13 protein-coding genes are annotated in these 12,691 nt (G+C 34.0%); 6 read left to right on the plus strand and 7 right to left on the minus strand.

What is annotated here, in order from left to right; genetic code table 11:
* Positions 1-128: 128 nt before the first annotated feature.
* From M1D66_RS24900 to M1D66_RS24910, 3 genes are all read left to right on the plus strand, one after another.
* A complete protein-coding gene (locus M1D66_RS24900) occupies positions 129-545 on the plus strand; it encodes a pyridoxamine 5'-phosphate oxidase family protein (protein ID WP_000550220.1) in 417 nt (138 codons plus the stop codon).
* Between the two features lie 154 nt (positions 546-699).
* Positions 700-846, plus strand: coding sequence for a BH0509 family protein (locus M1D66_RS24905; protein ID WP_000817786.1), 147 nt, complete (start codon positions 700-702; stop codon positions 844-846).
* Positions 847-1,055: 209 nt separating this feature from the next.
* On the plus strand, positions 1,056-1,484 hold the full coding sequence (locus M1D66_RS24910; protein ID WP_000100295.1) for an EamA family transporter: 429 nt from the start codon (positions 1,056-1,058) through the stop codon (positions 1,482-1,484).
* Between the two features lie 11 nt (positions 1,485-1,495).
* Here M1D66_RS24910 and M1D66_RS24915 read toward each other — a convergent pair whose 3' ends face one another.
* The gene (locus M1D66_RS24915) at positions 1,496-2,089 is read right to left on the minus strand and encodes a DedA family protein (protein WP_000434878.1); all 594 of its coding nucleotides are present in this window, start codon (positions 2,087-2,089) and stop codon (positions 1,496-1,498) included.
* Positions 2,090-2,576: 487 nt separating this feature from the next.
* On the opposite strand from M1D66_RS24915, the gene M1D66_RS24920 reads away from it, so the two are divergent.
* Positions 2,577-5,339: a tetratricopeptide repeat protein gene (locus M1D66_RS24920; protein ID WP_086385309.1), complete on the plus strand. Its 2,763-nt coding sequence runs from the start codon at positions 2,577-2,579 to the stop codon at positions 5,337-5,339.
* A 36-nt stretch (positions 5,340-5,375) separates the two neighbouring features.
* On the opposite strand, the gene lepB is transcribed toward M1D66_RS24920, so the two are convergent.
* The 3 genes from lepB to M1D66_RS24935 form a co-directional block, all read right to left on the minus strand.
* Entirely contained in the window at positions 5,376-5,912 is a 537-nt protein-coding gene (gene lepB / locus M1D66_RS24925; RefSeq protein ID WP_000983310.1) for a signal peptidase I, read from the minus strand.
* A 177-nt stretch (positions 5,913-6,089) separates the two neighbouring features.
* Positions 6,090-6,770, minus strand: coding sequence for a lysoplasmalogenase (locus M1D66_RS24930; protein WP_001051080.1), 681 nt, complete (start codon positions 6,768-6,770; stop codon positions 6,090-6,092).
* A 120-nt stretch (positions 6,771-6,890) separates the two neighbouring features.
* Positions 6,891-7,841: a DMT family transporter gene (locus tag M1D66_RS24935; RefSeq protein WP_000845697.1), complete on the minus strand. Its 951-nt coding sequence runs from the start codon at positions 7,839-7,841 to the stop codon at positions 6,891-6,893.
* A gap of 271 nt (positions 7,842-8,112) precedes the next feature.
* On the opposite strand from M1D66_RS24935, the gene M1D66_RS24940 reads away from it, so the two are divergent.
* Positions 8,113-10,038, plus strand: coding sequence for a heavy metal translocating P-type ATPase (locus tag M1D66_RS24940; RefSeq protein ID WP_086385310.1), 1,926 nt, complete (start codon positions 8,113-8,115; stop codon positions 10,036-10,038).
* Between the two features lie 187 nt (positions 10,039-10,225).
* On the opposite strand, the gene M1D66_RS24945 is transcribed toward M1D66_RS24940, so the two are convergent.
* Genes M1D66_RS24945 through M1D66_RS24955 form a run of 3 tightly spaced genes read right to left on the minus strand, consistent with a single transcriptional unit; the run spans position 10,226 to position 12,132 of the window.
* Positions 10,226-11,092, minus strand: coding sequence for a YihY/virulence factor BrkB family protein (locus M1D66_RS24945; RefSeq protein WP_242554881.1), 867 nt, complete (start codon positions 11,090-11,092; stop codon positions 10,226-10,228).
* 6 nt (positions 11,093-11,098) lie between these two features.
* A complete protein-coding gene (locus M1D66_RS24950; RefSeq protein WP_001085387.1) occupies positions 11,099-11,614 on the minus strand; it encodes a DUF4075 domain-containing protein in 516 nt (171 codons plus the stop codon).
* A gap of 53 nt (positions 11,615-11,667) precedes the next feature.
* Positions 11,668-12,132 (minus strand): low molecular weight protein-tyrosine-phosphatase, encoded by a 465-nt coding sequence (locus tag M1D66_RS24955; protein WP_242554882.1) that lies wholly within the window; start codon positions 12,130-12,132, stop codon positions 11,668-11,670.
* A gap of 174 nt (positions 12,133-12,306) precedes the next feature.
* On the opposite strand from M1D66_RS24955, the gene M1D66_RS24960 reads away from it, so the two are divergent.
* Positions 12,307-12,531, plus strand: a complete 225-nt coding sequence (locus M1D66_RS24960) for a DUF1128 domain-containing protein (protein ID WP_000366196.1) — start codon at positions 12,307-12,309, stop codon at positions 12,529-12,531.
* Positions 12,532-12,691 lie beyond the last annotated feature (160 nt).

The following is a 12,691-nucleotide window of genomic DNA, read 5'->3' on the forward strand; positions in this document are numbered from 1 at the left end:
TCTCCTAACTTGTCCGATTTCATCACAATTACGTTTAAAAAATCGGATTGAAGAAAACAGTATGAAAGATATTTAAATTATCTTGTTTAAACAGACAGAATTATAAATTGTGAAAAGGGGTTAAAATTATGCACTTAAAAGAAAAAATCGCAACTATTATTCAAGGTCAACGTACTGGTGTATTATCTACAGTACGAAATGAGAAACCTCATAGCGCCTTTATGATGTTTTTCCATGAAGATTTTGTACTGTATGTTGCAACAGATCGACAATCAAAAAAGATAACAGATATTGAACAAAATCCTAATGTCCATGTACTACTCGGACGAGAAGGGAAAAAATTAGATGAAGATTATATTGAAGTTGAAGGATTGGCTTCAATTGAGGAAGACTCGACATTAAAAAACAAGTTTTGGAATAATAGCTTAAAACGTTGGTTACTCGGCCCTGAAGACCCTAATTACGTATTGATAAAAATCAACCCCGACACAATTTATTACATCGATGGTGCCGGTACGACGGAGCCTGAGTTTTTACGACTATAAAATAAAACAAGCCCCCCTTAGGTGGGCTTGTTTTGTCGAAAAGTTCTTTTGAAAAAAACAATAAAATAGGTGGAACTTTCTAAAGATTCTGTTATATAATAGCATTAACTTAAATAAACTGTATTAAAACAGATTGAGAGGAGAAATAAAATTGATGAAGAGAGAAGAACGCAAAAACATGATTGAGTTTATTGAAAAGAAAAAAGGGATTGAGCGTGACGAATTACTGTTTATGACAGACGATGAAGTAGAACATATTTATAATGTAACGTACTTTTTATATGAGGAAATTGCAGAGTAGTATAATAATCCCCACCTTATTAAAAATATAAGGTGGGGATTATTTCGCTATTTAGCCCACTATTTACAGGCAGTAAAACTCCCACCTTAAAATTCAGGTGGAGCAAGAAGTTAAGTTGAAGTCGTGCTTCCTATAAAGCTCAATTGCTTCAACTTTATACATGAGAATCATTTTCATGTATAATACTGTACGATTGGAGGAATTTTACTATGAGTTCGTGGCTCTTATTTGCACTATTATCAGCAATTGCTGCTGCCCTTGTATCGATTTTTGGAAAGTTTGGTTTAGACGGCATCGATGCAAACGTTGCAACAACAATTCGATCTATTATTATGGCATTATTTATGATAGGCGTTATTATCATACAAGGTAAATTTCAAAATATCGGCGACGTACTGCTAAATAAAAAAGCACTGCTATTTATCACATTAAGTGGGATTGCAGGTGCTTCTTCATGGCTATTTTATTTTCTTGCCCTCAAAACAGGAAAGGTTTCACAAGTAGCTCCTGTCGATAAATTAAGCGTCGTATTTTCTATCATTCTCGCTATGATTATCCTCGGTGAAAAGTTAAACTTTATGACCGGCGTTGGTGTAGTCTTTATTACAGCTGGTGTATTATTTATTGCTTTCAGCTAAAAAAACCGCTATTAGCGGTTTTTCTTTTTCTTTATGTACAACCATACAACACATGTAACAACTGCTGAAATTAATAAAATCCATATTCCATAATGATGTAAACTATACTCAACGAAGCGCCACTTCTCGCCTAACTTCCAGCCAAGCCCAATAAAAACACTTATCCAAATGAGCGCACCACCGTAAGCGTACAAACAAAAACGCCAAAGTGTCAAATTTGATACCCCAGCAAAATATGCTGTTAAATGACGTACGCCCGGTATAAAATAACCAATCATTAAAAGAAATGGCCCATATTTTTCAAATAAAATATGTGTTTTTTCAATGTGATGTTCTTTAATTCTAATTTTCGGCCCATATTTCTTTAAAACAGGGAGCCCAAGTTTTAAACCTAATATGTAGCTTAACGTGATTCCTAACATCGCACCAGCCATCCCACTTAAAAAAGCAGCAGTTCCTGACATAACTCCTTTTGAAACATTATAACCAACAAAGGTCAATAAAAACTCGTCTGGTATCGGTAATCCGACAATCCCACCAGCCAAAGCTATAACAATTCCAAAATAGCCATAATGCGCGATTAACTCGCCAATATGTTGTTCCATTCGGAAGACACATCCTATGCACGGTCGTTATTCCACATTGTACCCTTTCTATCTTTAAGGCAAACATGGTATACATATTCACTATACATTGTTTTTATAATGAACTCTACTTCTATTCTTTCCTTTAACAGAGATAAAGTAAAACTTTACTCAGTGGGAGTTTTGTTCATCCTCTACTAATTATTAACCTATGCCAATCTTGCTTTTACAGACATCCCGACTCCCACATAACTCACTTACATTCACCAATTTTGAGATTAGATTCTTACTGCCCGCAAATAACCCGATAAAAAATAAAAATTCATATGCGTGTTTTTTTGTTACAATAAAGGAAAGTTACTTTTCGCAACGGTTTAACTCTCAAGAAAAATGATATATCTAGCAAAAACATAGTTTGGTCTATATAATGAAACTTTTACCTATTAAAAGAACATACACCCTTTTACATACAACATCATTTTTCTAAATTATACAGGGGGGAACGAACATGACCATTGAAAATCAATTTATTCAAAAAGTTTACTATAAAACATTTTTAACAGAAGAAACTTCTACTCCTGCATCGGAAGTACTCGGTGAAGCATATATAAATGAATCTAAAAATGAATTCTCCAACATTTCTAATATTCGATTTGCTCAAGGTGAATTTTATTATCAAAATAAAGATTTTGAAGCAGCTATATTTAAATGGGAAAAAGTAAATAATGCTCTTGCACTTTGGGCGACAAAAAATATTGCAGATGCTTATTTTGAACTAGGATTCTTACCAAAGGCAGAAGAAATTTATCAATCTATTCAAACGGAAGATACGACTCTTACGATGGAGGTTTCCTTACAACTTCTTTCTCTTTATATCGAACAAGATCGTTTAGGACTCGCTTTTAAGACGATTAGTGAAGCTGTTGCATTCCAACCGGATTACCCAAATATTACTGCAATTGCACGTTCTTTCTATGAAAAACAAGAAGATTGGAACAACGCTATCGAACTAGCTGTTCAAGAAGGTATCCGAACACAATCTTTACACTGGTTTGATACGTTAATAACTTACATAAACAAAGGATTTACAAAAAATATTAAGCCTGAATATTTCTATGAGTCTTTAAAAGCTCTATATGCTGTTGATCAAGCTCAATTTAAAGAACTTGTTATTGCTCTTTGGAATAGCTATCAACATGAATCCTTATACCTTCCTTGGATTCAAAGTATTAATCATTTATTCTTGCATATTGAAACAGACAATAATGACGATTGGAATGAAATTTCTACTCGCTACCAAGAAACATACTTTGCATTAATTACCGGAAATCATTTTATGCATGAATTAAACGGACTTGTACCAAATTTATTAACAAATTGGTTCAGTTTAACGAAAGCAAAAGATTCTCTAGTTGTCTCTGCAGCAGTGTTAGCATGGAATGAAGTCTCACCTACAACTTTAGAATCATTACTCGTAAAAAGTGCTGGATCCTTACTTTCTAATACATCAGCTGAAGCAGATGTAAATATGGAAACAGTTTCTCATTTATTCGAAACAATCGCTGTATGGGCTGAGAAAAATGATGTAGATTTAAGTCATCAATTTACGCTACTCGTCCATGAACTATGTGATTTAAATGTCACACCAATACTAATAGCTGGAACTAGTGACCATGATAAAACATCATTTGTTAATTCAATATTGGGAGAGAACATCTTAACTGAAACTTTAACAACTCCTATTCTATTTAAAGACGCTAGTCAAACTGAAATAACAGAATTTACCGAGTTAGATATAAGAAATATCCCTAACCTTGATGAATTCCATCAAATAACGGCTACATCTGCTCAGTCAGAACTTGAGAAAAAATGTATAGAAATTAAGCTACCAAGTAGGTTTTTAAGAAAAAATAAGTTTACATTTCTTATTACACCATCCATTCAAGGACAATTGGATAAAAACAATGCATACTTTGAATACTTACAAGCAGCAGATAGCCTTGTATACGTATTAAATTCTTCTTCACCATTGCATAGTCAAGAAATTGATACGTTAATTTATTTACGTGAACAAGTACCAAACTTACAAATTCACTTCGTATCACACACAAATAATACGACTACTAATGAAAAACTAATTAGTAAACTTAAAGTACATTTTCCAGATGCACAATTCTTCCCATACTCTCCTTCGCAAGAGAGTAGCCAGCAACTTGGAGATGTAACAGAATCTATTCTTTCTAATCTTGCAAAACGCGATATAGAAAAAGAACGTATAGAAAAGCTAATATGGTTTACGCAAAAGACAATTGCTTATCTCATAAATGAACGTGTGGAATTAGAAAATACATTAGTAAAATCCGTACGCTGGAATAAACACATCTCAGTGAAACTTACTGGATTTATTAATAACCTTACTGCTCTTGAAAAAGATAAAATTCGCTCTATTACCGAATCCTATCTTTTAACGAAAGAAGAAATTACACGAGATATACATTCTCAAATCCCTGAATTATTACAAAGCTGCTCTGATCTTGTTCAAGAAGATAGTGATTTCAAACTAGTTCATGAAGAATTAAATGCTGCAATGAATGAACGAGTTCAAAAGCATGTACAACAGGTACTTCTTCCTAAATTTACTGGGTCTATTCAAGAATGGATTGAAACAGCACATAATGAATTTATTCAAGCTCAAGCTTATTTAGATGAAATGAGTGAAACGTTTAATAAATTATATAAAGAAGAACGTATGAAACTTCCTTGCGATTTCAAATTATTAGATGATTGGAATCGAGATGTTGTACGAATGACAAATCGAATTACAGTAACGAACATCAATATTTTATTACGCTTTACACCGACACAGTTTTTCTTAAAAAGTGCCGGAAAATTATTTGGTAATATGCAAAAAAACCAATCTATGCTCGCCAACAAATATAAACAATATATTGAAACAGAAGACTATACAGAAATTGCTCACACAATTTCAAAACAATTCTTCCTTCAATTTGAAGTATTTGAAGGTGCATTAGAACGTGATATCATGATGTTCTTCAAAGATCCACTTAATATATTGAAACAAAATGTAGATGCAGCTCAACTTGAGATAAAGGAAGACGAGCAAACATTAGCAACGCTAAGAAGCAATCCAGAAACATATCATGATCCTTTGGCGTTATTTAAACTACAATTGCTACAACATAAATTCGTTTTAAGTACTACAAAGAAACATGAAGATATGTTCGTATCTAACGAATCTCCTACTGTTTAACAAAAAAACCAAGCAAACTAAAATTTGCTTGGTTTTTTACTTTATTATTTTCATATGTTCAAACGGATAATAAATGCCTGCTAACTTTCCTAACACATCTTCTCTATCAATAAAACCTAAACCATTTCTACTATCTTTACTTATTAAGCGATTATCTCCCATAACAAAAATCTTATTTTTAGGAACTGTAATCGGTCCAAAGTCCTCTGTTAAATTCATAAGTTTTTTTTCTGCTTGTTTTTTATTACTATCCAAATACTCTTCATCTTTCACTTCAGAATTTACATATAATTGATCATTTCTCATCTCAATTATATCTCCAGATAATCCAATCACTCTTTTGACATAAAAATTATCTGTTTTCACAACAATAATGTCTTCTCTCCCATAGCTTTCAAATTGTTTTGCTAACTTATTAACAATTACCTTATCTCCATCTTGCAACGTTGGCCTCATAGATGCTCCTTTTACAGTCGTAGGGAAAAACACAAAAATTTTCGCCAAAAACACCAATAAACATGCAATTGCAATAGTTCCAAAGAATTCACGCCAACGTTTTTTCTTTTGCATCATTTCACCATCTCATCATCTTTTTACTTTTATTATAAATAATACAACCGATATTTTTCTACAAAATTCTGAATTATAAAATTATAATATTAGAAATTTCAAAATGGTAATACTGATCAAATTAAACAAGCAAAAAAGATACTCTCAAAATAGTCTATCCACTATTTTGAGAGTATCTTTTTATAATCCCACATATACAATACACATTTGAGCAGCTACATATGTAAACCAAATCCAAAGTGGCTCATACTTCAATTTACGCCCTCCGATATCTGTCACGCCAATAATAAAATCAGAAATCACAAACAGTAAACCACCAAACGCTGGTATCCACCATATTCCTGTATTTTCATAATATAAGGCGAATGCAAAGCAAGCCATTCCTCCAACCCACAAGCCGTAAATTAGAGCTCCTATCGTAAACAATTTATCCTGTTTATCATTTCGGATAAAGAAGAACCATCCTACAATTAGAAAGAGCCCATATACGAGTAAACCAATCCAAAAACCATTCCACGAAATTCCTGTTTGCAAAAATGCTTTTACATAAAAACAATGAGCAAGAGCGAAAGTAACCATCCCTCCAATTAACCTGTGACCAATTGGAATCAGCCCAGCCATAAACAAATCTCCCACAGTCGATAAAGTCATACCAAGTGCAACCCACGTACTATACTCTACAGATGGATCTTGTAACCATATCCAAATTGCACTACCTGTTAAAGAAAAACTAAGAATAAGACGGATTGCTAAAGGTAACGGCATATTATCTTTCGTTCTTTTTGTCTGCCGCATTGCATAAATTGCACCAATTAAAAAAAGAAGTATTTGCCCAATTAACACCACGTAAAGTAGATTCATAATATGTTCTCCTCAATAAATGCTTTTTGTATCTTTTTTCGTTACACTTAGTCTATTATCCTTTTTCTATAAAAAAAGAAGAACAGTACTGTTCTTCCATTGTAATCGCTTTTCTGCTTTCTATGCTACTTGTTTTTCTTTCTCTATTTTTTGCTTAGCTGGCGTCCGATTTACCACAATAATTCCCGCGGCTACACATGCTAAACCGAGTAGCACAAATGAATGAATTGCTTCACCTAAAATCATGCTCGATAATAACACACCAAATACGGGTATAAAGAACATATACATAGATACTTTTCCAACCTTGTTGTACTTCATAATTGTATTCCAAATGCAAAAACCAGCTGCAGATAAGAAAGATAAATAAATCAGCATAAGTAGTGCATGTAGACTAAATGTAAATGGCATGACTCCAACTTGTAAAGCCCCTATACATAATAATCCTATAGAACCAAACATCATTTGGTATGCTGTCATATAGCCAACATCTAATGTTTTACTACCTTCTTTTGCTAATATGTTTCCATATGAATACAGCATTGCTGCACTAAGAAGTAATAAGCTTCCGATTCCAAAATGAAATGATAAGCTACCATCACTCGGCACATTTACTAAAACGACGCCACAAAAACCAATCGATACCCCAATTATTTTTCTTATATTGAGAGCATCATCTTTATATAAAAAATGGGCGAGTAAAATTTGAAAGAATGATGATGTCCCTGAAATGATAGCTCCTTCAATTCCTGAACTATAACTCATTCCAATGTAAAAACAGATATATTGAAGAAACGTTTGGAATAAACCAATTTGTATTAACTGTTTCCCCGTTCCTTTTTTGAAGCTCATATCTTTTCCTAACACTTTAAAGAATAATAAGAGCATGACTCCAGATAACAAGAAACGATAACCGGCAAATAATATTTGTTCTCCAACTTCTTGTGGTTGAATTCCAAGTTCAGCATAACTTAACTTAATAAAAGGAAATGCGCTTCCCCATAAAAAAGTTGCTACTATTGCAGCAATAAATACGCCAATCGGATGGGTAAAAAATTTCTCTGTCTTCACTTGTTGTCTTCCTTTCCGACCTTTTTATGAACAATATTCATATATACCAAAGGAATTGCGAAAACACAAGTTTTCCGTTTATACTTGAAACAAAACCGTACCATCTCATAAAAACATATGATATACTATAGAATAATTACAACATAATAACTATTAAAAACAGATTCAACAGAAATGCTGCTATCCATTATGGATGGCAGCTTTCGTCGTTTTATAGGGGTTTCGATTTTGATTATTTTTCTCAATAAGAATTCGGAAGGAGCGAGTAGTAATGAACTCAGAAGTAAAAACGTTACACGCAAAAGAAACAATTTCTCATCCCACTTTATGGGATACATTAAAAAAACATTATGAACTTGTATTTGCATTGGCATCTGGTATTTTTATTTTAGCTGGCTGGCTATTCACAAAGAACGATGCAATGAATGCAGGTATTACTTGCTATATCCTTGCTTATATAGTTGGTGGATATGCAAAAGCGAAAGAAGGAATTGAAGATACGATTGAAGAAAAAGAGCTAAATGTTGAAATGCTAATGCTCTTTGCAGCTATCGGTGCTGCAATTATTGGCTACTGGGCAGAAGGGGCTATTTTAATCTTCATCTTTGCGCTCAGCGGTGCTATGGAATCTTATACATTAAGTAAGAGCCAAAAAGAAATTTCCGCTCTTCTTGACTTACAACCCGAAGAAGCATTACGCATTTCCAACGGAACAGAGGAACGTATTCCTGTTGGAGAGTTACAAATTAACGACATTATTTTAATTAAACCAGGTGAACGTGTTCCTGCTGACGGTACGATTCATAACGGTGAAACAAATATCGATGAAGCAGCAATCACGGGAGAACCTATTCCAAATGAGAAAAGACATGGCGATGAAGTATTTGCAGGTACTGTAAATTTACGTGGTGCTATCGAAGTTAAAATTACGAAGCCGAGCGATCAAACATTATTCCAAAAGATTATCCGTCTCGTACAAAGTGCACAAAGTGAAAAATCACCATCACAACTATTCATCGAAAAGTTTGAAGGAACATACGTAAAAGGTGTACTACTCGTTGTTGCGCTTATGATGTTCGTTCCTCATTTCTTACTTGACTGGAGCTGGAATGAAACGTTTTATCGCGCTATGATCTTACTTGTAGTCGCATCTCCTTGTGCGCTCGTTGCTGCCATTACACCAGCAACGTTATCTGCAATTTCTAACGGAGCAAGAAATGGAATTCTCTTTAAAGGTGGCATACATTTAGAACGCCTCGCTTCAGTAAAAGCAATCGCCTTTGATAAAACAGGAACATTAACAGAAGGAAAACCTACCGTAACAGATATATATGTTCGAGAAAATATGACAGAAAAAGAAGTACTTTCTATTACAGCATCAATTGAAAGTCACTCTACACATCCTTTGGCTGAATCTATTGTTAAATATGCACAACATGCGTACGACATTACATTAAAAAAACCAGAAAAGGTTGAAGATGTAACTGGTTTTGGGCTAAAAGGAATATTCGAAAACAACGCTTATAAAATAGGTAAAGCTGATTTTATCGGTGAAGAAACAAAAACATTTCATAATGGTATTTCTGCCTCACTTGAAAAGGAAGGTAAAACTGTCGTTTATATTAGTGATGAGGGAGGCATTCTTGGACTTATCGCTTTAAAAGATACGCTTCGCCAAGAAACAATAGCTGCTATTCGTGATTTACAAAGCATTGGTGTCGAAGCAATTATGATTACTGGAGATAATGAAGAAACGGCAAAAGCAATTGCCTCTGAAAGTAATATAAAGGAATATTACGCATCATGCTTACCAGAAACAAAAGTTGAAACGATTAAAAAGTTAAAAGAAAAATACGGTACAGTAGCAATGGTCGGAGACGGTATAAATGATGCACCTGCACTAGCTACTGCTAGCATTGGTGTCGCAATGGGAGAAGGAACAGATGTAGCTTTAGAAACTGCGGATGTTGTACTGATGAAGAACGAACTATCTCGTCTTTCTCAAGCAATCCGTCTATCAAAACGAATGAATCGTATTGTGAAGCAAAACGTAATCTTTTCGCTAGCCGTTATTGCCATGCTAATTTGTTCAAACTTCTTGCAATTTTTAGCTCTTCCATTCGGTGTTATTGGCCATGAAGGAAGTACGATTCTTGTCATTTTGAATGGCTTACGATTATTAAAAGGAAGCAAATAAAACGGGTCCCTCATAGAGGACCCGTTTTTTTTAATGATAGCTATTATGACCGTTCGCACTGCTACTCGTTTTATGCTTTGGATGCGAACTGCTCTTTTGTTTATTATTACTTTTATTATTATGGTTCTTTTTATTATTACTCATGAAATATCCCCCCTGTTCCTTTTTATTATGGAACAAGAGCTCATTATTCATTACGGGAATTATTGTCACCGGTTCTATAATGGTGGAGTAAACCATTAATTTCACCGCCAAGTAAAATTACCCATCCAGTTAAGTAAAACCATAACATTAAAATAATGATACCACCGAGACCACCATATGTATTGGCGTAATTCGCAAACTTATCTACATAATAAGCAAATGAGTACGATACCACAATCCATCCTACAGTAGCAAATAACGCCCCTGAAATAACTTCTCTTCTTTTTAACTTTCGATCTGGTGCAAATGTATATAAGAAACTAAACAAAGCAAATAGCACGAAGAAACTCGCTACTAATCGTGTAATGCTCCATACGACAGAAAAACTATCTGATAAACCGAGTGCTTTAAACACTGCTGCTCCAATAACTTGTCCGAATACCGGAACAATTAACGCAAAGACAATCATAAAAATAATAGCTAATGTAAACACAATTGATAACGCTCTTGTTGTAATAAAAGAACGTGTTTCCTTCACGTCATAAGCGCGGTTAAAAGCATTCATAACCGCATTAACACCATTTGAGGCAAACCATAACATGGATAATAAACCAAATGATAATAAACCACCATTTTGCTGGTTTACAACTTTATCTACATTTACCTCAATTAAGTTCATTGCATCATCTGGTACATAAACCTCTAATAAACTAAGCACATCCTCTGTTTGAATGGGAATAAATCCAAGAAGCGTAATTAAGAAAACGAGCCCAGGAAAAATTGCAAGTAAGAAGAAATAAGCGAGCTGTGCTGCCAAGCCCGCTACATCATCGCGCATCGTCCGGTCATATAAATCTTTACCAAACGAATAAGTACGATTTCTTCTCACCTTTTCTAAAATTTTTCTCATATATGTTTAAACGCTTTTCTTCTCTTCTTTATCTTGCTTTAACTCAATGTACGCTTCAGTTTTTTTTTCCACTGCATTTGAGTCTTTTATAAATAATTCACGCGCTTCTTTCATACCACCATCTTCAGCAACTACTGGCTCTTCTTCTGCTTTCAGCTCATCTACCTTTGGAGATACAGCTTGAATTTCAATCGTTTCTGGCTTTTCTTCTGGCTCAACTTTTTTCTTACTAAAAATTTCTTTCGTTTCTTTTAACGTCTCTACAACAGATGGCGTTAATTTTTTAATTTCTGCTACTTTCGCTTTTACCACATTGAAATCAGCAAGTTCGCGTCCTTTATCTGTAACAGTTTGCACTTTTTCTTTGATCTTTGCATTTTCACCAATTTCAATCATCTTTGTTTTTGCTTTTTCTGCTGTATTTTTTACTTTTTCACGGTTTTCTTTCTTTAACATGGATACAGCTACACCTGCCGCTACACCAATCGCAATGTTTCGAGCAATATTATTTTTCTTTGCCATATTCCTTCACCCTTTCATTTCTTATGTTAGAAAGTATTTCTTTCTAAGCTTCCTCATATTCCTTGTTCATTTCGAATGAAAGCTAATAGCTTTGCACACCCTTCTGTTACAAGGTCATATACTTCTTGGAAATTCCCTGTATAGTAAGGGTCAGGAACGTCTGGCCAGCCACCGTCTGGAACAAAGTCGGACAGCCTACCAATATAGCCTCCAGTTTTACCTAAACTTTTTAAATCTGCTATATTCTTGTTGTCCATGGCAATAATATAATCAAACTTTGTTAAGTCTTCTTTTTCTACTTGCCTTGCTTTAATTCCTTCAAAAGTGACTGCATTTTCTTTTAAAATTTTTTGTGTTCCTTTATGTGGCGGATGGCCAACATGCCAATCTCCAGTTCCTGCAGAATCAATGACAATTTTCTCTTCAAGTCCCTCTTTTACGACAAGATTTCGAAAAATCGCTTCTGCCATCGGAGAACGGCAAATGTTCCCAAGACAAACAAACAATACTTGAACCATGTTTTTGTTTCTTCCCTTCTTGGTGCATTTCTTCATATATACTTATAGTATAAACAACCAATTATGAAATATAAAGGAAATCCCTACTAATTTAATAGGATTGAAAAGATCCATTAACGAAAATGATAAAAAATGTTAAGATAGCCTTATGTTATTTTAAAGGGGGACACTTCGGTGGATTTATCCGTAAAGTCAGAAGAAAACGTTGAATACATGGTCGAAGCTATTAAAGAAAAATTACGTATGGTTAATGCTGGAGCGATGAGAGCTGCTAGTTTTAACGAAGAAATGTACGAAGATTTACGTGACATTTATGATCATGTTATGAAACGTGAAACATTCAGCATTAGTGAAATGCAAGCTATTACAGAAGAATTAGGTACATTAATTAAAAAGTAAAAAAGCCTCTCTTATATGAGGCTCTTTTTTATTTCCAACAAATTCATGACAACTCTTCTCTTTCCCTCAACCAACTGTAAAATATTGTACAATAGAAGTAGAACCTCACCTTAGATTTTTTCTCCATACATACTACTCACAAATAATAGCAACACTACCA

The organism is Bacillus sp. PK6-16 (genome assembly GCF_056530295.1).

What these genes read in the sequence shown, in the direction of transcription:
- M1D66_RS24900 (WP_000550220.1), top strand. Translation starts at nt 129, where the DNA reads ATGCACTTAAAAGAAAAAATCGCAACTATTATTCAAGGTCAACGTACT.
- M1D66_RS24905 (WP_000817786.1), top strand. Translation starts at nt 700, where the DNA reads ATGAAGAGAGAAGAACGCAAAAACATGATTGAGTTTATTGAAAAGAAA.
- M1D66_RS24910 (WP_000100295.1), top strand. Translation starts at nt 1,056, where the DNA reads ATGAGTTCGTGGCTCTTATTTGCACTATTATCAGCAATTGCTGCTGCC.
- M1D66_RS24915 (WP_000434878.1), bottom strand. Translation starts at nt 2,089, where the DNA reads ATGGAACAACATATTGGCGAGTTAATCGCGCATTATGGCTATTTTGGA.
- M1D66_RS24920 (WP_086385309.1), top strand. Translation starts at nt 2,577, where the DNA reads ATGACCATTGAAAATCAATTTATTCAAAAAGTTTACTATAAAACATTT.
- lepB (WP_000983310.1), bottom strand. Translation starts at nt 5,912, where the DNA reads ATGATGCAAAAGAAAAAACGTTGGCGTGAATTCTTTGGAACTATTGCA.
- M1D66_RS24930 (WP_001051080.1), bottom strand. Translation starts at nt 6,770, where the DNA reads ATGAATCTACTTTACGTGGTGTTAATTGGGCAAATACTTCTTTTTTTA.
- M1D66_RS24940 (WP_086385310.1), top strand. Translation starts at nt 8,113, where the DNA reads ATGAACTCAGAAGTAAAAACGTTACACGCAAAAGAAACAATTTCTCAT.
- M1D66_RS24945 (WP_242554881.1), bottom strand. Translation starts at nt 11,092, where the DNA reads ATGAGAAAAATTTTAGAAAAGGTGAGAAGAAATCGTACTTATTCGTTT.
- M1D66_RS24950 (WP_001085387.1), bottom strand. Translation starts at nt 11,614, where the DNA reads ATGGCAAAGAAAAATAATATTGCTCGAAACATTGCGATTGGTGTAGCG.
- M1D66_RS24955 (WP_242554882.1), bottom strand. Translation starts at nt 12,132, where the DNA reads ATGGTTCAAGTATTGTTTGTTTGTCTTGGGAACATTTGCCGTTCTCCG.